At 72.3% G+C, this 18,822-nt stretch carries 15 protein-coding genes and 2 pseudogenes; 6 read left to right on the plus strand and 11 right to left on the minus strand.

Annotated features, from left to right (window positions below; all coding sequences use genetic code 11):
- Positions 1 to 939, minus strand: a pseudogene (locus AB0903_RS01470) (hypothetical protein); the annotation flags it as partial.
- 286 nt (positions 940 to 1,225) lie between these two features.
- On the opposite strand from AB0903_RS01470, the gene AB0903_RS01475 reads away from it, so the two are divergent.
- Positions 1,226 to 3,289 (plus strand): PhoX family protein, encoded by a 2,064-nt coding sequence (locus AB0903_RS01475; RefSeq protein ID WP_366697899.1) that lies wholly within the window; start codon positions 1,226 to 1,228, stop codon positions 3,287 to 3,289.
- A 159-nt stretch (positions 3,290 to 3,448) separates the two neighbouring features.
- Here AB0903_RS01475 and AB0903_RS01480 read toward each other — a convergent pair whose 3' ends face one another.
- On the minus strand, positions 3,449 to 4,408 hold the full coding sequence (locus AB0903_RS01480) for a hypothetical protein (protein WP_366697787.1): 960 nt from the start codon (positions 4,406 to 4,408) through the stop codon (positions 3,449 to 3,451).
- A 98-nt stretch (positions 4,409 to 4,506) separates the two neighbouring features.
- Positions 4,507 to 5,982, minus strand: coding sequence for an APC family permease (locus AB0903_RS01485; protein WP_366697789.1), 1,476 nt, complete (start codon positions 5,980 to 5,982; stop codon positions 4,507 to 4,509).
- Between the two features lie 204 nt (positions 5,983 to 6,186).
- Here AB0903_RS01485 and AB0903_RS01490 point away from each other — a divergent pair, with 204 nt between their 5' ends.
- A complete protein-coding gene (locus AB0903_RS01490; RefSeq protein WP_366697791.1) occupies positions 6,187 to 6,591 on the plus strand; it encodes an RNA-binding S4 domain-containing protein in 405 nt (134 codons plus the stop codon).
- A gap of 109 nt (positions 6,592 to 6,700) precedes the next feature.
- Here AB0903_RS01490 and AB0903_RS01495 read toward each other — a convergent pair whose 3' ends face one another.
- From AB0903_RS01495 to AB0903_RS01505, 3 genes and pseudogenes are all read right to left on the minus strand, one after another.
- Positions 6,701 to 8,662, minus strand: coding sequence for an FUSC family protein (locus tag AB0903_RS01495; RefSeq protein ID WP_366697792.1), 1,962 nt, complete (start codon positions 8,660 to 8,662; stop codon positions 6,701 to 6,703).
- 74 nt (positions 8,663 to 8,736) lie between these two features.
- Positions 8,737 to 9,006, minus strand: a complete 270-nt coding sequence (locus AB0903_RS01500) for a DUF2630 family protein (protein WP_366697794.1) — start codon at positions 9,004 to 9,006, stop codon at positions 8,737 to 8,739.
- Between the two features lie 234 nt (positions 9,007 to 9,240).
- Positions 9,241 to 9,396: pseudogene (locus AB0903_RS01505) on the minus strand (endonuclease/exonuclease/phosphatase family protein); the annotation flags it as partial.
- 470 nt (positions 9,397 to 9,866) lie between these two features.
- Here AB0903_RS01505 and AB0903_RS01510 point away from each other — a divergent pair.
- The 3 genes from AB0903_RS01510 (at position 9,867) to AB0903_RS01520 (ending at position 12,221) form a co-directional block, all read left to right on the plus strand.
- Positions 9,867 to 10,271 (plus strand): hypothetical protein, encoded by a 405-nt coding sequence (locus AB0903_RS01510; RefSeq protein ID WP_366697796.1) that lies wholly within the window; start codon positions 9,867 to 9,869, stop codon positions 10,269 to 10,271.
- A 118-nt stretch (positions 10,272 to 10,389) separates the two neighbouring features.
- Positions 10,390 to 11,367: an ATP-binding cassette domain-containing protein gene (locus tag AB0903_RS01515; protein ID WP_366697798.1), complete on the plus strand. Its 978-nt coding sequence runs from the start codon at positions 10,390 to 10,392 to the stop codon at positions 11,365 to 11,367.
- Complete coding sequence (locus AB0903_RS01520; RefSeq protein ID WP_366697800.1) at positions 11,364 to 12,221, plus strand: ABC transporter permease; 858 nt, start codon at positions 11,364 to 11,366, stop codon at positions 12,219 to 12,221. Before AB0903_RS01515 ends, AB0903_RS01520 begins: the two co-directional genes overlap by 4 nt.
- Before the next feature lie 164 nt (positions 12,222 to 12,385).
- Here AB0903_RS01520 and AB0903_RS01525 read toward each other — a convergent pair whose 3' ends face one another.
- From AB0903_RS01525 to AB0903_RS01545, 5 genes are all read right to left on the minus strand, one after another.
- Positions 12,386 to 12,832 (minus strand): universal stress protein, encoded by a 447-nt coding sequence (locus tag AB0903_RS01525; protein ID WP_366697802.1) that lies wholly within the window; start codon positions 12,830 to 12,832, stop codon positions 12,386 to 12,388.
- 45 nt (positions 12,833 to 12,877) lie between these two features.
- Positions 12,878 to 13,492 (minus strand): FMN reductase, encoded by a 615-nt coding sequence (locus tag AB0903_RS01530; protein WP_366697804.1) that lies wholly within the window; start codon positions 13,490 to 13,492, stop codon positions 12,878 to 12,880.
- On the minus strand, positions 13,489 to 14,637 hold the full coding sequence (locus AB0903_RS01535) for an LLM class flavin-dependent oxidoreductase (protein ID WP_366697806.1): 1,149 nt from the start codon (positions 14,635 to 14,637) through the stop codon (positions 13,489 to 13,491). The genes AB0903_RS01530 and AB0903_RS01535 overlap by 4 nt, the downstream gene beginning before the upstream one ends.
- 96 nt (positions 14,638 to 14,733) lie before the next feature.
- Positions 14,734 to 15,525 (minus strand): hypothetical protein, encoded by a 792-nt coding sequence (locus tag AB0903_RS01540; protein ID WP_366697808.1) that lies wholly within the window; start codon positions 15,523 to 15,525, stop codon positions 14,734 to 14,736.
- Positions 15,526 to 15,568: 43 nt separating this feature from the next.
- Entirely contained in the window at positions 15,569 to 15,733 is a 165-nt protein-coding gene (locus AB0903_RS01545) for a hypothetical protein (protein WP_366697810.1), read from the minus strand.
- Between the two features lie 910 nt (positions 15,734 to 16,643).
- Here AB0903_RS01545 and AB0903_RS01550 point away from each other — a divergent pair.
- Positions 16,644 to 18,698: an NADPH-dependent 2,4-dienoyl-CoA reductase gene (locus AB0903_RS01550; protein WP_366697812.1), complete on the plus strand. Its 2,055-nt coding sequence runs from the start codon at positions 16,644 to 16,646 to the stop codon at positions 18,696 to 18,698.
- Positions 18,699 to 18,822: the final 124 nt, after the last annotated feature.

The following is an 18,822-nucleotide window of genomic DNA, read 5'->3' on the forward strand; positions in this document are numbered from 1 at the left end:
GTCGGCCAGGGGCGCGGCCTCCGAGGTGGCGGCGTTTGCCGGCGGGTCCTGGACGACGGGTGCGTCGTCCCTGGAGGCGCTGGTCTCCTGGGCCTCGCCCTGGGGCGCGTCGTCCCCGGCGGGGGTGGTCGCCTCCGGTGCGTCCTCGGCGACGACGGGGGTGTCGGCCGGAGGCGTGTCCGCCCTGGCGGGCTCTGTGGCCCGAGGAGCGTCGTCAGAGGCGGGCGTGCCATCGGTGACGGGGGCGGACTCGACCGGGGGCGTGTCCGCCGCGGGGGCGTCCGCTGTGGACGGCGCGTCGGTCTCGGCCGTGATCGAGCTGCGGTCCTCGGTCACATCGGCCACATCGGACTCGGACGCGGACGTGGCGCTCGCGACAGCCGCCTCCGGGGCCGGTGTCCCGGGCGCGGGGGTCTTCGCAGCGGGGGTGTCCGCCACGGGCTCCCCGGCCTGCGGCTCCGGGGCATCGGCCCCGGGCTCGTCCGAGGCGGTCTCGGCCGCGACGGCCGCGCCGTCGTTGGTGTCGTCGTGCGTGTCGTCGTTCGCGACCGGCGCGTCGGCCGACACCTCAGGCGCCTTCGTCTCCGTCTCCGTCTTCGCCTTCGTCTCCGCCTCGGCGGGGCGCGACGTGGTGCGGTCGGCCTGCGGCGGGACCGAGGGCGTGGTGCGCGGCGACGGGTTGTCGAAGGCCGCGGAGACCAGGTCCGACACCCGCTCCGACGGAGCCTGCGAGGGCACCGTCGCGTTCGAGCCCTTCGAGCCCTCCGAGCCCTTGGCGGACGCGGACGCGGACGCGGATGCGGCCACGGACGCGTCGGACGACGTGTCCGTGGCCGGTTCCGTGCGCTCGGTCTGGGCCGGGACGGAGGCTGCCGCCGACTCGTTACGCTCAGCACGGTCGCGTCCGAACACCTTGCGCAGCAAGCTCCGAATACTCATGGTCGAGACCTTTCGCATGAGTTGAGTGCGGTGAGTGTCCGCTCCTGCCCGGGCATCACAGGCCAGGGCGGACACGTAAGGTTAGCGGCCACCCGGCCCGCCCTCGGGGAGGGCACCCTCCTGTGCCGCGCACACGCCCCGACCGTGCCCCAACCGCGTCCCATCCGCGCCGCATTCATTCGTCGTTCATCCGGCGTCCGCCGCCGTGCACATGTGCGCACATAACGTCATGGCCGGAAATGATTCCGACACCATGTCGGCGCAGGCTGCGCCGAAGGAGGACGAAGTGCGCAAACTGCTGCCGCTGTTGAACACGACTCCGCACGTGGGCGGACGCTCTGCCCTCACCTGCCGCTACCGCTGCGGCGACGCCTGCTTCCACGAGGTCCCCAACACCAGTGACAACGAGTACGTCGGTGACGTCATCGCGAGCGCCCTGTCGCGCCGCTCGATGATACGCGCCGCCGCGGTCGTGACCGTGGCCGCCGCGGCCGGCGGTGCGGTCGTACAGGGTGCGACCCCGGCCGAGGCCCACCCCGGCCACGGCCACGGCCACGGGCACGGCCACCGGCCCGGCAGGGCCGATGGCGCCCGCGGTCTGCGCTTCGCGCCCGTCGCTCCCAACACGGACGACAAGGTCACCGTCCCCGAGGGTTACGCCCACAGCGTCGTCATCGGGTGGGGCGAGCCGATCCTCCGCGGCGCGCCTGCCTTCGACCCGGACAACCAGTCGGCCAAGGCACAGGCGGGCCAGTTCGGCTACAACAACGACTTCCTCAGTCTCCTCCCCCTGCGGGGTGAGCGCGGCCGTCAGGTGCTCGTGGCGAACCACGAGTACGCGGACGAGGTCCTGATGTTCAAGGGCTACGACTCCGAGAACCCGACCCGCGAGCAGGTCGAGATCGCCTGGGCCGCCCACGGTCTGTCCGTCGTCGTGGTCCAGGAGGAGCACCGCTCCGGCAAGCTCTCCCCCGTGACCCGCCACCCGCTCAACCGCCGTCTGACGGCGACGAGCGAGTTCGAGCTGACCGGCCCGGCCGCGGGTTCCGAGCTGCTGCGCACGAGCGCCGACCGGTCCGGCAGGACCGTGCTCGGCACGCTCAACAACTGCGCCGGCGGTACCACCCCGTGGGGCACGATCCTGTCCGGCGAGGAGAACTTCAACCAGTACTTCGCGAACGGCTCGAGCGCCACGGACAAGCGCTACGGCATCGGCTCGGGCGCGACCGAGCGCAAGTGGGAGCGTTTCGACAAGCGTTTCGACGTGAAGCAGGAGCCGAACGAGCCCCACCGCCACGGCTGGATCGTCGAGCTCGACCCGTACGACCCCGACTCGACGCCCGCCAAGCGCACCGCGCTGGGCCGGTTCAAGCACGAGGCCGCGCAGCCCCGGCTCACCGGCGACGGCCGCCCGGTCGTCTACATGGGCGACGACGAGCGCTTCGACTACTTCTACAAGTTCGTCTCCTCGAAGCGGATGAAGAAGGGCCGCGGCAGCGCCGCGCGCGAGCACAACCGCACGCTGCTCGACGAGGGCACCCTGTACGTCGCCAAGCTCACCGGTGACTCGCCGGGCGAGATCGACGGCACCGGCAAGCTCCCGAACGACGGCGAGTTCGACGGCTCCGGCGTGTGGATCCCGCTCGCGACGGGCGACGTGTCGCACGTGCCGGGCATGACCGCCGAGGAGGTGTACGTCTTCACCCGCCTCGCGGGCGACAAGGTCGGCGCGACGAAGATGGACCGCCCCGAGGACGTCGAGCCGAGCCCCCGCACCGGCCGGGTCTACGTCGCGCTCACGAACAACACCAACCGCGGCAAGGGCGACAATCCGAGCGCGGACGAGGCCAACCCGCGCAACCTCAACAAGCACGGCCAGGTCCTGGAGCTGGCCGAGCACTGGGACGACCCGACGTCCGACGGATTCGCGTGGCGCCTCTTCCTGGTCGCCGGCGACCCGGAGGACCCGGCCACGTACTACGCGGGCTACCCGAAGGACAAGGTCAGCCCCATCTCGTGCCCGGACAACCTCGCGTTCGACCCGTACGGCAACCTGTGGATCTCGACGGACGGCAACAAGCTCGGTTCGCACGACGGACTGTTCGGCGTGGCGACCCACGGCGAGCGCCGCGGTGAGCTCAAGCAGTTCCTGACCGTGCCGACCGGCGCGGAGACCTGCGGCCCGATCATCCAGGACCGCCGTGTCCTGGTGGCCGTGCAGCACCCGGGCGAGGTCGACGGGGCGTCCGCGGAGAAGCCCGCCAGCGCCTGGCCCGACGGACCGGGCCGGATGGTCCGCCCGGCGGTTGTCGCCGTGTACCGCAAGGACGGCCGCGACATCGGCGCGTGATGCACGGGTTCACGCGGTGGCGCGAGCCACCGGTTCACGAGGCGGCGTGATGCACGGGTTCACGAAGCCTCGTCGTTCACCGGTTCACGAGGCGGCGTGATGCACGGGTTCACGAAGCCTCGTCGTTCACCGGTTCACGAGGCGGCGTGATGCACGGGTTCACGAGGTGGCGTCCATCTGCGCGCGCCACCTCGCGAACTGCTCCGCCGCGTCTCCCGTGTAGGCCCACGGGAGGTGCGCCGCGCGGCGGCCCAGCAGCCGGAACAGCCCGCTCGCCTCCAGGCGCAGACCCGCGTGGCAGGCCGCGTGGACCAGGTAATTGAGCTCGCCGACCTCCTGCGGGGCGAGCAGCCCGTCCGTACGCCACAGGATCCACCGCTCCCAGGTGCGGCGGATCTCCGTGATCGCCAGTTCGTGCTTCCAGTGCTGGTCGAAACCGCGCACCACCCGCCCCTGCGCCTCACCGGCGACGTACCGGTACTCCTCGGCCCGGGCGATCTGCACCAGCACCGGCAGCGGTGATCCGGGCGGTGACGCCCCGGCCGCGTCCCGGGCGAAGTCGTACATCCTGCCGTGGGTGCCGTGCCAGCGCGCCGAGTGGTAGCGCAGCAGCTGCACATGGCCCTCGACGTTGTACGGGTCGCGTCGGCGCATCTCGTCCCACCAGCCCCGCAGTTCTCGTCTGGGCACCCCGTCCTGGTAGAGACGGGCCACCGTCAGCAGCGACACCCACGGCATCGGGTCGGCCGGGTGGGCATCGGCGGCGGTGCGGCAGGCCGCGACGGCGGCGTCCAGCCGCGTACGGTCGGTGCCCGCGCCCCGGCCGGCGGCGATCGCCCGCTGGAAGACGCGCACCACCTCGGTCGCCGCGCCCAGGACCGCCGCGTCCGGGCACGACGGCTCCGCCGCCCGCCAGCTCTCGGCCGCGGCGGAACCGGCCGCGGCGTGGGCGAGCAGCCGGATCCTGTGGGTGCGCAGCGACCAGTCGTCGGCCGTGTCGCGCAGCAGGTCACGCACGCCCTGCCACCTGCCGATGGCGATGTCGTGCAAGGCGTCGGCCAGCGGCCGGTCCCCGAAGGCGGGATCGAAGTCGGGTACGAATCGGCGGCGTACGGCCATGTGCGGCACTTCCCTCGGCGGTGCAAGCGTGCGGCTGGCGTTCCCGGGTGGCCGGCGTACGGGCGCCGGTCCGTGCGGGCGTGGTGACGTGGTGGTGCTCAGAAGTCCGTGGCCAGCGCCTTGTCGGCGTAGTCCCCGCCGTGCGGGCCGCGCTCCCCGTGGCCGCCGCCGGGCACGACCGCACAGGACGCGTCCAGCCTGGCCGGCCGGTAGTACGCGCTGCCGCGCCGCCAGTAGACGATCATCGGCACGAGTCCGGAGGCGAGACCGCCGAGGCCGATCGCGATCGACGCGCCGCCGAGCCCACCGAGCGACTCGAAGAAGACCCAGAGCATGAACAGTGCGCCGACCAGCGGCCACGCGCCGCCGAGGACGAAGTCGCGCACGGAGGTCAGCAGCATCCTGCGGTACGCGACGACGGCGGCGATCCCGGCGAGCCCGTAGTAGAAGGCGATCTGGAGACCTATGGCGGAGACCGCCGCGGCGACGACGTCACCGGCGGAGCCGAGCGCCGTGGACGCCACGAACATGGCGAGGGCGACGGCCCCGACCACCGTGACGGCCACCCAGGGTGTCTTCCACCGCGGGTGGACCAGGCCCAGCGAGGCGGGCATCGTACGATCACGGCCCATCGCGAACAGCGAGCGGGTGACCTGGATCAGCGTGGTCTCCAGCGTCGCCACGGTCGACAGCAGCACCGCCACGACAAGCAGCTTGCCGCCGACGCCGGGCCAGACGGCGGTACCCAGAACGGACAGCACGTTCGATCCGGCGGCCCGGATCTCCCCGGACGTCAGGACGACGTTGACGGCGATCGTGAACGCCTCGAACAGCAGGAAGACGACACCCACACCGATGAGCGCGCCGAGCCCCGGGGTGCGGTGGCTGTCCCGGGTCTCCTCGCTGAGGTTGCCGGTGACGTCCCAGCCCCAGAAGTAGAAGGTGGCGACCAGCGCCCCGGCGGCGAAGCCCGCCGTCCCCTGGAAGTGGGAGAAGCCGAACCACGACCAGTCGAAGGCGACGGCGGCTCCACCGTGCAGCAGAGCGGCCCCGATGAACAGGACGAGGATCACCATCTCCGCGCCCGACAGCAGGAGTTGGGCGCGCACGGTCAGCCGGACGCCGCCCAGGACGACGAGGAGCATCGCGAGGAACCAGGCCGCGCCTACGGCCGTCGCGAGAACCGTGTTCTGGGCGAGGACCGGATCGAAGAGCGCCAGCGTCATCGAGCCCGCCGGCAGCGTGCCCGCCACCATGAAGATCGTCGTCGAGACCACCAGCGCCCACCCGGAGAGAAAACCGAGGAACGGGTGGAGGGTCCGCCCGACCCAGGAGTACGCGGCGCCCGCGTTGACGTCGATGCGGCCGAGCCGGCCGAAGGCCAGGACGATGCCGAGCATGGGTATCGCGCAGTACAGCAGCGCGGCGGGTCCCGCGAGCCCGACCGTGGCGACGAGTACGGCCGTGGTGGCCGCGATCGAATAGGCGGGGGCGGTGCCCGCCACGGCCATGACGGCGGTGTCGAAGGTCCCGAGGACACCTGGCCGAAGCCCTCTGCCGGAGCTGCTGCGCATGGAAGTCTCCGAATGCCCTTGCGCCGCACGGAAGCTGACGGCGCTTCGAAGGGGGTTGGCGGAATGCGGAGGGAGCGCCTCCGTCGTGGGGGATCGTGCGCATCGTAGTCGGATGTGTGCGCTCCGGTGAGGGGCAGGGGGCCCGCCCCACCCGCACGTGCCTGTACGGGCGCGACACGGGCGCCGGGTCGTAGAGTCGGAGGCATGGCTGCAGAGGGAGCGTCCGCGACAGGCGAGGGGTCCGTACGGGTCGACGTCTGGATCTGGTCCGTACGGCTCACGAAGACCCGCTCGCAGGCTTCCGCGGCCTGCCGCGCGGGACATGTTCGTGTCAACGGTGACCGCGTGAAACCCGCCCAGTCGCTGCGCGTCGGGGACCAGGTGCGCATCTTCCACGCGGGGCGCGAGCGCATCGTGGTCGTGTCGCAGATCCTGCGCAAGCGGGTCGGCCCGCCGGTCGCGGCTCAGGCGTACGTGGACAACACCCCGCCGCCCCCGCCCAAGGAGTTCACGGCCCCGGCGGCGGTACGCGACCGGGGGGCCGGCCGCCCCACGAAGCGCGACCGGCGCGAGCTGGAGCGGCTCCACGGCGGGCGGCCGAAGAGCTGACGCGAGGCGGCCCCGTAACCGGGCCCCGGCCCCGATCCGTTGCGCGGGTCTCCGCCCCGCACCCCTTCCGTGCCGTGAACTCCGGCTCGGGTCTCCGCCCCGGCCGTCCTCAGCGCCCCGGCGCGGGCGACGCGATCGCTCGCGCCGCCCTGACCTCCTGCCGCAGCGGTGCCAGCACGCCCTCCTCGTCGCCCGGCAGGTCCGCCCGCACCTCCACCAGCACGTCGCTCGAGCGCAGTCCGTCCGCCAGTTCGCGCAGTTGCCGCTCGATACCGGCGATCTCATCCGGCCGGGGCGGCTCCGCCCCGTGATCGACGCGGACCCGGGCAGCCGTCGTCGCGTCCACGATCCGCTCGACGGCCACGACCAGCGGCCACCAGGCCGCGGCCCGTCTCCCGGTCGGCGGCGGCTCGGTCAGGGCCCGCTGGAACTCCGACCGCACCGAGGACAGGTCCCGGTAGATCCGCCGCCGGGCCCGCGCCCGCGCCGCGTGGTCCAGGTCGCCGAACGCGCACGCCACATAGCCGGCCGTGTCCTCGACGCACTGCGCGAGCCGGTCCCCGACCCGGGCGTGCCAGCTCTCCGGCCACAGCAGATAGCCGGCCACCAGGGCGATCGCGCAGCCCAGAAGGCTGTCCACCAGCCGCGGGAGCACCAGATGGAAGCCCTCGTGGTTGAGGACGTCGGAGAGCATCAGGATCACCGGCGTGATCGCCGCCGTCTGGAAGGCGTAGCCCTTCACGGAGAACGCCGGGATCAGCGCCGCGAGCACCATCATGACCGGCACGTCCCACCAGCCCCGTTCGACGGCCGAGAGCACGGCGGCCGCCACCAGCAGGCCCGCCGCCGTGCCGAACGCCCGGAGCACCGCGCGGGAGAACACCGAACCGAAGTCGGGCTTGAGGACGAACGTGACGGTGAGAGCCACCCAGTAGGAGCGAGTCACCGGTACGAGGGACACCAGGGTCTGCGCCAGCCCGATGCAGAGCGCGAGTCGCAGCCCGTAGCGCCACGACGGCTCCGACAGCAGCATGGTGCGCACGGCGCTTCGCGCCCGGACGCCGAGCGAGGCCGGCCGGCCGAGCCGGTCGTCCATGACCGCGGGGTCGAGGCCCGCGTCGTGGACGACCGTCGACGCGTGCCGCAGCGCGCTGTTCACGGCACGGTCGGCGGGACCCTCGGGCTCGGGCAGGACGAGCTCGGGCGCGGTGCCGCGGCGCTGCTCCACGGACGTGGCCAGCTCGCGTGCCGCGGCGGCGATCTCCGGCCGGCGGGAGGCCCGCCCGTACCGGTGGGCGGCGGCGGCCGCCTCGACCAGCGGGATGACCACGTTGAGCTGGGCGAGCAGCTGCACCAGCGGGCTGCGGCGCCCGTGGTCACGGGCCCGCCGGGCCAGGATCAGGTCGTACGAGGTGTTGAGCGACCGGGTGACCTCCTGTCGGCGCTCGTCGTAGTCGGCCGTGCCCGCCGCGGCCAGCAGGTCGGCGGCGGCGCGGTATGTCGCGGCGACGGCCGACTGTTCGGGCACCCGTGCCCGCAGCGGCCAGCCGAGCAGGGTGAGGAAGAGGACGAACAGTCCGCCGAGCGAGAGCAGCAGCGGGGCCTTCCACCAAGGCCCCGGCATCGGGAGTCCCGCTCCGACCACGGCGTTCAGCAGGAGCAGCAGCCCGGACACGGAGGCCACCGCACCGATCGAGGAGATCATGCCGGACACGAGCGCGACGAGGGTGAGCGCACCCACGGCGGCCCAGCCCTCTCCGTACACCAGGGTGCCGAGGGTGACCCCGACCGCGCCGAAGAACTGCGGCACGGCGATGTTCAGCAGACGCATCCGGTAGGCGTCGGCGGTGTCGCCGATGACGCCGGCCAGGGCACCCATCGACACGAGCGCCCCGTACTCGGGGCGTCCGGCGGCCAGTCCCACGGCCAGCGGCGCGGCCAGTGCGACGGCCGCACGGCCGACTGCGGCCTTGGGGACGGGTGTCGGCTGGGGCCGCAACCCGTGTGTCAGCCAGTCCGGCGGGGTCAGGCGTCCTGTGTGCCCCCCGATGCCGCCCTCACGTCGTGCCATGGGATCAAGAGACCCCGAACGGACCGTCGCGCGCAAGCCCCGCGGCGGCCGCGCCCGGGCGGGGCCCGCCCCGCTCAGCTGCGGTAGTTCTCCACCTCGTCCGCGGGCCGTTCCTTCACCGTGCCGGGGTCCTCGCCGACCTCGGCCTTGGCCCGGCGCCGCCGCAGCACGTCCCAGCACTGGTCGAGCTGGATCTCCAGCTCGCGCAGCCGGGCCTGCTCGTCGGGGCCCAGGCCCTGCTGTCCGGTGGAGCGGTCACGCAGAGCGCGCTCCTCCGCGACGAGGTTGCCGATGTTGTCGATGATCTGCTCGTCGACCTTCGCGTTGTGCTGCTCGTGGTCCATGGCGTCCGCTCCGGTGCCGGTTTCTCGTGCCGGTGCTCGTGCCGGCTTCTCTTGCGCGGCGCGCCGAGTGCCCGGTGCTCGGTTCAGGACTCGGTGCTCGGTTCAGTACTCGGTGCGCAGTACTCGGCGCTCGGTTCTCGTCGTTCGGTGCTCGGTTCGCACTGCTCCGTCTCGGTTCGCACTGCTCCGTCTCGGTTCGCGGTGCTCTCGCTCGACTCTCGCGCGTGCGGGCCGTCAGCGCACATCGTGCAGCTCCAGGTCCACGAGCAGCGACCGGTGGTCGGTGTCGGGAAGGCCGAGAAAGCGGGCCCCGCGTACCGCAGAGTCCGCGCTGACCAGCACGTGATCGATCTGTGTGCCCAGCGGCCCGCTCAGCTCCGCCGGCCAGGAGGAAGCAGCAGGGCGGCTCCCGCGGGCACCAGCAGCCAGGCAGGAAAGCCGGCAGTCGCGGTACGGGCGTGACATCGTCCGAGTCCGCGGCACCGCATGCGGCGACGGCCCTCGGGGACGACGGGCAGCAGCTCGGCGGGCCGCCCGCCGCCGTGTCCGGTGCGGTGCGCCCTCGCCCGGGTCGTCCCGTTCCCACCGGCTTCCACGTGTGGTGTCTCCCCGTTTGCGCGTCCGCCCGTGTGTCCGCCTGTCTCCTCTGTCCTGAGTGAGACGCGGGTCTGTCCTGAGAGAGACGCGGGGCCGGGCCGATCCGTTGGGAGCGCCTACGCGGCGCGCCGTGCCCGGCCGCAGGTGTACCGGCGGCGGCACGCCGTGCCCGGCCCCAGGCGCGCGGTCCCAGGACTTGCCCGCGGCGGCGTGCTGGTGTGCCCTGAAGAGGGGGCGCGGGGGACAGGGAAGGAGCCTCTGCCATGGCCGCACACGCAGCGATGTCGCACCGGCGGCGCCGGACGCGCGAATCACGGCATCACAGCCCACTCGCCTGGGCATTGCCCGTCACGCTGGGCCTGACCTTCGGCATCTGGGCCGCCGTCATCAGACGGGTCGAGGAGGGCGGCGTCGCGACCGGCGGCCAGTGGCTCCTGGGCGTGGTCACCGCGGTGGTCGTCGCGGGCCTGGCCTTCGGCCTGGGCCGTGTCCAGCACAGGCTGCCGCGCGAGGCGCGCGCGGCAGCTTACGGGGCGCTGACCGCCGTGGTCATCGGTTTCATGACCAGCCTGGCCGACGGCAGTGTCCTGAGATCCGCGGCGATCGGGATCGCCGTGGGCGTGGGCCTGGGCGCCGCGGTCTTCTACTTCTTCTACACGCGGGAGTGACAGCGGGAGTGACAGGAGGAGTGACACCGGTGCCGTCCCGACCGATTACTTCGGGCCTCGGATCCCGTCTGTACTTGCACGGACGGCGAGAAGGAACCGAGGGACGGGCGAACGGACGATGAGTACAGCGACAGATCCGGCAGTCGAGACCAGCGGGCTGGTGAAGGTCTTCGGTGACAACCGTGCCGTGGACGGCGTCGACCTCCTGGTACCGGCCGGGACGGTCTACGGCGTGCTCGGTCCGAACGGGGCCGGCAAGACGACCACCGTCCGGATGCTCGCCACGCTGCTGCGGCCCGACGCCGGCGAGGCCCGCGTCTTCGGGAAGGACGTGCAGAAGGACGCCGACGCGGTCCGCGGCAGGGTCAGCCTCACCGGGCAGTACGCCTCGGTCGACGAGGACCTGACCGGCACGGAGAACCTGGTCCTCCTCGGCCGGCTGCTCGGTCACAACAAGCGGGCCGCCCGCGAGCGGGCGGCCCAGCTGTTGGAGGCGTTCGGGCTGCGCGACGCCTCCGACAAGCAGGTGAAGAACTACTCGGGAGGCATGCGGCGCCGCATCGACATCGCCGCGTCCATCCTCAACACCCCGGACCTGCTGTTCCTCGACGAGCCGACCACCGGCCTCGACCCGCGCAGCCGCAACCAGGTCTGGGACATCGTCCGAGCCGTCGTCTCGCAGGGGACGACCGTGCTGCTGACGACGCAGTATCTCGACGAGGCCGACCAGCTCGCCTCCCGTGTCGCCGTGATCGACCACGGAAAGGTGATCGCGGAGGGCACGAAGGGCGAGCTGAAGGCGTCCGTCGGCTCCGGGGCCGTGCATCTGCGGCTGCGCGACGCCGAGCAGCGGCCCGAGGCCGAGCGGGTGCTGGCCGCCGCGCTGGGCGCGGAGGTGCTCCTGGACGCCGACCCGGTCGCCCTCACGGCCCGGGTGGGCGGACACGGCACCGAACGCGGAGCGGCCGAGCAGGCGGCGCACGCGCTGGCCGAACTGGCCCGCTCCGGCATCACCGTCGACAACTTCGCGCTGGGCCAGCCCAGCCTGGACGAGGTGTTCCTCGCCCTGACCGACAAGAAGGGGGAGGCGGCATGACGACCGCGACCACCGCCAAGGAGCCCGGTGACCTCGAACTCGAAGCGCCGCGGACGGAGGACCTCGCCTCGCTTCTGGTGGCCACGGACCGGCCGGCGCGGCCCACGGCGTGGTCGGCGTCACTGACCTTCGGCTGGCGGGCCATGCTCAAGATCAAGCATGTGCCGGAGCAGCTCTTCGACGTGACGGCGTTCCCGATCATGATGGTCCTGATGTACACGTACCTCTTCGGAGGCGCGATCGCCGGCTCCGTCGACGCGTACGTGCAGTTCCTGCTGCCGGGCATCCTCACCATGAGCGTCGTGATGATCACCATGTACACGGGCGTGGCCGTCAACAACGACATCTCCAAGGGCGTCTTCGACCGGTTCCGTACGCTGCCGATCTGGCGACCGGCGCCGATGGTCGGCTACCTCCTGGGTGACGTCGTCCGCTATCTCATCGCCTCGGCCGTGATGCTGTCGGTCGGCCTGCTCATCGGCTATCGCCCCGACGGCGGGCCGGTCGGCATCGCTCTCGGGGTCGCCCTGCTGTTGGTCTTCTCGTTCGCGTTCTCCTGGATCTGGACGATGTTCGGCCTGCTGCTGCGCACCGAGAAGTCGGTCATGGGCGTCAGCATGATGATCATCTTCCCGATGACGTTCCTCAGCAACGTGTTCGTCGACCCGAGCACCATGCCGGGCTGGCTCCAGGCGTTCGTCAACAACCAGCCCGTCACCCACGTTGCCACGGCGGTCCGGGAACTGATGGCGGGTGACTGGCCTGCGGCGGACATCGCCTGGTCACTGGGCTGGTCGGCGCTGCTCGTGGTCGCATTCGGCTCGATCACGATGCGCCTCTACAACCGCAAGTGACTGCGCGCCGGCCATGGGGAGGGTGCCTCGGTGGCCCCCGGGCACTCGCCGGCCAGGATCGGCGGCCCGGGGCACCCTGGCAGGCCGGGAGTCGGCGGCCCGGGGGCGCCTTCGCAGGCCGGAGGCCCGCCCGACAGGTGGGTACGGACCTGCCGGGCCGGGCGTCAGGTCGTGGTGCCGCGGACCACGACGACCGGGCAGGGGGCGTGCTGGGCCAGGTGGAGGCCGACCGAGCCGAGCAGGGCCGCCTTGAAGCCGCTGTAGCCGCGGTCACCCACCACCAGCAGTGACGCGCCCTCCGACCGGTCCATCAGGGCCTGCGCCGGATTGCCGATCAGGACCGTGCGGGCGACGGCGGCCGCCTCGTCGCCGAGCGTCTGCTCCAGGGTCTCGTCCAGCACTCGGGCCGCCACCTTCTGCGGGTCGAAGTCGGCCGGGACGGCGGCGACCAGGGTGGCCCAGCCGGCTGCCGGATACTCCCAGCTGATGACGGCCTCCAGGGAGTCCCCGGTCAGCCCGGCCTGCCGCGCCGCCCAGCGCAGAGCCCTGATCGACGGCTCGGAGCCGTCGACGCCGACGACGATCCTGCCCGCGGCTGCGTTGTCCGCCATTCCCGCCACCTCCGTAGCTGTAGCTCGTTGCCAGCCTACGTAAATCTACGCAAACAGGTCCGCGGTGGCCGTGTCCCGGCGAGGCCCGCCGGTGCCCGGCGCGACCATCAGGGCCGCGAGTTCGGCGCCCGCGCGGGCGATGCGGTCGGGCAGGGCGGCCGTCATCGAGTCGCCCGTGCCGCCCCAGTCCTCGGACGCCGCGTACACGGCGGTCGGCACGACGAGGGCCCGCAGGTAGGCGAAGAGCGGCCGCAGCGCGTGCTCCAGCACGAGAGAGTGCCGGGCGGTGCCGCCGGTCGCCGCGATGAGCACCGGCGTGCCGGTGAGCGCGTCGGGCTCGATCAGGTCGAAGAACGACTTGAACAGGCCGCTGTACGAGGCGGTGAACACGGGCGTCACCGCTATCAGCCCGTCCGCGCCGGTCACCGCGTCGATCGCGTCGGCCAGTGGCCCGGCCGGGAAGCCGGTCACCAGGTTGTTGGCGATGGCCACGGCGAGGTCACGCAGCTCGACGACCGTGACCTTCACCTCGCGGTCCGTGCCCGCGAGTTCACGGCGCACGGACTCGGTGATCCGGTCGGCCAGTAGCCGGCTGGAGGACGGAACCCCCAGGCCGGCCGAGACGACCACGAAATTCACGGGGGCGGACGTCTGCGTCATGAGGTCTCCTCGGTGTCCCGGTCGGTGGTCCCCTCCGTGGCCCGCCCACTGCTTCCGTCGGTGTCGCGGCCCCTGTCACGAGCGAGGGTGGCGGGGTGCGCCGGCGCGGTCTCGGGGACCCCGGCGGGCCGCAGCTTCGCGAACTCCTCGCGCAGCACCGGTACGACCTGCTCGCCGAGGATGTCGAGCTGTTCGAGGACCGTCTTCAGCGGCAGTCCCGCGTGGTCCATCAGGAACAACTGGCGCTGGTAGTCGCCGACCGCGTCGCGGAAGCCGAGCGTCCGCTCGACGACCTGCTGCGGGGAGCCGACGGTCAGCGGCGTCTGCTCGGTGAAGTCCTCCAGGGACGGCCCGTGCCCGTAGACCGGCGCGTTGTCGAAGTACGGCCGGAACTCCCGGACCGCGTCCTGCGAGTTCGCCCGCATGAAGACCTGGCCGCCCAGCCCGACGATCGCCTGCTCGGGGGCGCCGTGGCCGTGGTGGGCGTACCGGCGCCGGTAGAGCTCGACCATCCGCCGGGTGTGGGACATCGGCCAGAAGATGTTGTTGTGGAAGAAGCCGTCGCCGTAGTACGCGGCCTGTTCGGCGATCTCGGGGGACCGGATGGAGCCGTGCCAGACGAACGGCGGGACACCGTCCAGCGGCCGCGGGGTCGCGGTGAAGCCCTGCAGCGGCGTACGGAACTTCCCCTCCCAGTCGACGACGTCCTCTCTCCACAGCCTGTGGAGAAGCGCGTAGTTCTCCATGGCCAGCGCCATGCCCTCGCGGATGTCCTTGCCGAACCACGGGTAGACCGGCCCGGTGTTGCCGCGGCCCGTCATCAGGTCGACACGGCCGTCGGCGAGGTGCTGGAGGTACGCGTAGTCCTCGGCGATCTTCACCGGGTCGTTGGTGGTGATCAGTGTGGTCGAGGTCGAGAGGGTGATCCGTTCGGTCAGGGCCGCCACATGGCCGAGGAGGGTGGTCGGGGACGACGGGACGAACGGCGGGTTGTGGTGCTCGCCGGTCGCGAAGACGTCGAGGCCGACCTCCTCCGCCTTGCGGGCGATGGCGACCGTCGCCTTGATGCGCTCGTGCTCGCTCGGCGTGCGACCGGTGGTCGGGTCGGGCGTGACGTCGCCGACCGTGAAGATGCCGAACTGCATGGCGGCTCACCTCCCAGGGTGGTGGTTGAACGTTTAATTAACTGTATCGCTCAACCGTCGCGCCCGCGCCGCTGTTCCCACGCCGAGCGGCAGCGCTCATCCCATGCCGGTCGCCCCCGGGAAGAGCTGGCGGAACGCGTCCGCCGATTCGGAGCCGGAGCGGCCGAACGGCGCGTCGAAGTCCCACACCAGGAAGAGCAGGAAGGCGATCAGCGCGCTGAAGAGCCCCGCGAGCAGCAGCTCGCGGAACGTGCGGCCGATCTGCATGGTGAAGATCAGCCCGATCGTCACGACGGCCCCGCTGATCAGCCCGAACCACACGATGCCCGGCAGCGTCTCCTCCGCGCCCGCCGCACGCGCGTTGCGCGCGTCCTCGGCGGCGGCCACCTGGTCGAGCATCGGCTGGTATGCCTGCGCCTCCAGTTCGTTCTTCGGCTCCCGCTCCGCGACGCCGGTGCGTACCGCCGCCAGCAGCTCCGTCCCGCGCGACGACAGCTCCTGCTGCTCGACCATCCGAGGCCACTCCGCCTCGACGACCTCGGCGACGTACGTGTCGATGTCCGTACGGAGCCGTTCACGGAAGTCGGCCGGATAGACCTGCGCCCGCTGGGTGACCTCGTGCAGCGCCTGCGCCTCCGTACGTACGGCGTCCTGCGCCGCTCCGCGCGCCTCCCAGACGCCGGCGATCGCGAGGCCGAGCACGATCGCGTACACGACCCCGACCATCATCACCATGTACTCGAGGACGTCCGGGGTCTCCGGCGCCTCCCGCTCGTCGAGGCCGGCCGCCGCCGTCGTGCGCTGCACGCGCTGGCTGAGGACCGTGACGACGAGGACGACGGCGCAGGCGGCGGCCATCACGATGGCCAGGACCAGCCATTCGGACATGAGGGTCTCCGGTGTGTGGGGGTCGGTGGGCTGTGTGGGCGGGTCAGGCGCGGCCGCGCCGCGCGGCGGACTGCGAGCGGGGACGCAGCAGGGCAGCGGCGAGTACGGCCGGAATCGTGGTGACCAGCATCAGGACGGTGAGCGGTGTGCCCGTGGGCTTGGGTGCGCGCGTCACGGGCCGGTAGGTGCGGATGGCGACGGCCTGCACGCGCTCCGGCGGCGGCGCGGCGGCGGGCGGCGCGGGTGCCGGCGGCTCGGGAGACGGCGGGGGCGGGGCAGGCGGGCCGGCCTGCGCGGCGGGCGGTGGCGGCGGGGTGGGGGAAGGCGGTGCGGGGGGAGGCGAGGGGGTGGGTGGCGCGGCCGGCGGCGTGCCGGGCGCCGGAGGTGACGGCGCCGGAGGTGACGGCGCCGGTGGCGGCGGCTCCGGACCGGGGGGCGTCGGCGGGGGTGTGGGGCAGGAAGGCGGCGGCGGACAGTGTCCGGCGCCGACGGTCACGCAGACCGTGACCCGGGCCGGCCAGGGCACGGCTGCCGACACGGAAACCGATAGCGACAGGACGGGCGCCGCCGGGCTCGGCCCGGGCTCCGGTCCCCACCCGGCCGCGGTGGCCGACGTTTTCGTGGTCGATCCTCCGGCGTGTGCGGCTCCTGTGGTCGATGCCGCGGTGGCCGAAGCTCCCGTGGCCGATCCCCCGGCGTGCGCGGCTTCCGTGGTCGATGCCCCGGCGTGCGCGGCGACCGGTGTGCCGGTGGGTGTGATCACCGAGGCCCCGACGGGCGCGGTGTCCGGCGCTCCGGCGTGCGTGGTGGCGACAGTGGTGACCGATGCTTCCGCCCGCCCGGCTCCTGCGGCCTCCCCGGATGACGGGGCCACGACGCCGGCCCCCTGTGCTCCGAGAACCGCCGCGACACCCAGTGCGCTCACGTGCTGCCATCCCGCCACGACGTCACGGTAGAGGCCCGGGTCGCGGTCCTATGGCCAGGATCACCCGTATGGCTGATCAGCACATTTGTCCTACCGGTGGCGATCTGTGGTGCGAATCATTTTGCACTTTGTTGCACAAGGTGGGGTCGGCCCGCTAGAACTTCAGTCGACACCCCCGTGCGAGGAGGCACCGATGACGACGAGTACGAGCACCACCACGGCCGGGCCGGCGCCGTACCCGCATCTGCTGAGCCCCCTCGACCTCGGGTTCACCACGCTGCCCAACCGCGTCCTGATGGGCTCCATGCACGTCGGCCTCGAGGAGGCGGAGCGCGGGTTCGAGCGGATGGCGGCCTTCTACGCGGAGCGCGCCCGCGGCGGCGTCGGCCTCATCGTCACCGGCGGCATCGCCCCCAACGACCGCGGCCGCCCCTACGAGGGCGGTGCCAAGCTCACCACAGAGGACGAGGCCGACCGGCACCGGGTCGTCACCGACGCCGTGCACGCGGAGGGCGGCAGGATCGCCATGCAGATCCTCCACTTCGGCCGGTACGCGTACCACCGGGACCTCGTCGCCCCCAGCGCGATCCAGGCCCCCATCAGCCCGTTCGTCCCGCACGCCCTGACCGACGCCGAGATCGAGGAGACGATCGGCGACTTCGTCCGCGCGGCCGTCCTCGCCAGGTCGGCCGGCTACGACGGCGTCGAGATCATGGGCTCCGAGGGCTACTTCATCAACGAGTTCATCGCGAGCGCCACCAACCACCGCACCGACCGCTGGGGCGGCAGCTACGAGAACCGCACCCGGCTGCCCCTGGAGATCGTCCGCCGCACCCGCGAGGCGGTCGGAGACGACTTCATCCTGATCTACCGGCTCTCCATGCTGGACCTGGTGCCCGGCGGCTCCTCCCTCGAAGAGGTCGTCGCCCTTGCCAAGGAGATCGAGGCGGCCGGTGCCACGATCATCAACACCGGTATCGGCTGGCACGAGGCCCGTATCCCCACCATCGCGACGTCCGTGCCGCGCGGCGCGTACACCTGGGTGACCAAGAAGCTGATGGGCGCCGTCTCGGTGCCGCTGGTGACCAGCAACCGCATCAACACCCCCGAGGTCGCCGAACAGGTGCTCGCCGACGGCCGCGCCGACATGGTCTCGATGGCCCGCCCGTTCCTCGCCGACCCCGAGTTCGTGGCCAAGGCCCGGGCCGGCCGCCCCGACACCATCAACACCTGCATCGGCTGCAACCAGGCGTGTCTGGACCACACGTTCAGCCTCAAGATCACCTCCTGCCTGGTCAACCCGCGCGCCTGCCACGAGACCGAACTCGTCCTCGCACCGACCCGGTTGAAGAAGCGCGTCGCGGTCGTCGGCGCCGGACCGGCCGGGCTCGCCTGCGCGGTCTCCGCGGCCGGCCGCGGCCACGACGTGACCCTGTTCGACGCCGCCGACGAGATCGGCGGCCAGCTGAACGTCGCCAAGCGGATCCCGGGCAAGGAGGAGTTCGACGAGACGCTGCGCTACTACCGCACGCAGCTGGAGGAGCACGGCGTCCGCCTTCGTCTCGGTGTACGTGTCACCGCCGGCGACCTGCCGGCCGCCGACTTCGACGAGGTCGTCGTCGCCACCGGTGTCACGCCGAGGACACCCGCGATCGACGGCATCGACCACCCCAGCGTCGTCAGCTACCTCGACGTCCTGCGCGACGGCGCGCCCGTCGGCGACCGGGTCGCCGTCATCGGCGCCGGTGGTATCGGCTTCGACGTCGCCGAGTTCCTCACCGACGGTGGCGAGGGTGCGAGCCTGGACCCGCAGACGTACTTCCGCCAGTGGGGCGTCGACATGGAGTACGCGGGCCCCGGCGGGCTGACGAAGCCCGTGCGCCCGGCCCCGCCCCGCACCGTGCACCTCCTCCAGCGCAAGACGAGCAAGGTCGGCGCCGGGCTCGGGAAGACGACGGGCTGGATCCACCGCACGGAGCTCAAGCACCGCGGTGTGACCATGACGGCCGGTGCCACGTACGACCGGATCGACGACGAGGGCCTGCACCTGACCGTCGACGGCACGGCGTCCGTCCTCCCCGTCGACACGGTGGTGCTCTGCACCGGCCAGGAGCCGCAGCGCTCGCTCCACGAGGAGCTGGCCGAGGCGGGCCGTACGGTCCACCTGATCGGCGGCGCGGACGTGGCCGCCGAGCTGGACGCGAAGCGCGCCATCGACCAGGGCACCCGCCTGGCGGCCACCCTGTGAGTCCGGGCCCCGCCGGGGGCGGGTGAACGGGAGGGCGGCGCGTGCGCGCCGCCCTCCCGGCCGTTCATATCCGGTCATGAACCGGTCAGGCGGGTGGCATACCATGCGCACGACATTCATAAGA

Origin of the sequence: Streptomyces sp. NPDC048389 (assembly GCF_040706335.1) — a bacterium.
GTDB lineage: Bacteria > Actinomycetota > Actinomycetes > Streptomycetales > Streptomycetaceae > Streptomyces.

What these genes read in the sequence shown, in the direction of transcription:
- AB0903_RS01480 (WP_366697787.1), bottom strand. Translation starts at nt 4,408, where the DNA reads ATGGCCGTACGCCGCCGATTCGTACCCGACTTCGATCCCGCCTTCGGG.
- AB0903_RS01485 (WP_366697789.1), bottom strand. Translation starts at nt 5,982, where the DNA reads ATGCGCAGCAGCTCCGGCAGAGGGCTTCGGCCAGGTGTCCTCGGGACC.
- AB0903_RS01490 (WP_366697791.1), top strand. Translation starts at nt 6,187, where the DNA reads ATGGCTGCAGAGGGAGCGTCCGCGACAGGCGAGGGGTCCGTACGGGTC.
- AB0903_RS01495 (WP_366697792.1), bottom strand. Translation starts at nt 8,662, where the DNA reads ATGGCACGACGTGAGGGCGGCATCGGGGGGCACACAGGACGCCTGACC.
- AB0903_RS01500 (WP_366697794.1), bottom strand. Translation starts at nt 9,006, where the DNA reads ATGGACCACGAGCAGCACAACGCGAAGGTCGACGAGCAGATCATCGAC.
- AB0903_RS01510 (WP_366697796.1), top strand. Translation starts at nt 9,867, where the DNA reads ATGGCCGCACACGCAGCGATGTCGCACCGGCGGCGCCGGACGCGCGAA.
- AB0903_RS01515 (WP_366697798.1), top strand. Translation starts at nt 10,390, where the DNA reads ATGAGTACAGCGACAGATCCGGCAGTCGAGACCAGCGGGCTGGTGAAG.
- AB0903_RS01520 (WP_366697800.1), top strand. Translation starts at nt 11,364, where the DNA reads ATGACGACCGCGACCACCGCCAAGGAGCCCGGTGACCTCGAACTCGAA.
- AB0903_RS01525 (WP_366697802.1), bottom strand. Translation starts at nt 12,832, where the DNA reads ATGGCGGACAACGCAGCCGCGGGCAGGATCGTCGTCGGCGTCGACGGC.
- AB0903_RS01530 (WP_366697804.1), bottom strand. Translation starts at nt 13,492, where the DNA reads ATGACGCAGACGTCCGCCCCCGTGAATTTCGTGGTCGTCTCGGCCGGC.
- AB0903_RS01535 (WP_366697806.1), bottom strand. Translation starts at nt 14,637, where the DNA reads ATGCAGTTCGGCATCTTCACGGTCGGCGACGTCACGCCCGACCCGACC.
- AB0903_RS01540 (WP_366697808.1), bottom strand. Translation starts at nt 15,525, where the DNA reads ATGTCCGAATGGCTGGTCCTGGCCATCGTGATGGCCGCCGCCTGCGCC.
- AB0903_RS01550 (WP_366697812.1), top strand. Translation starts at nt 16,644, where the DNA reads ATGACGACGAGTACGAGCACCACCACGGCCGGGCCGGCGCCGTACCCG.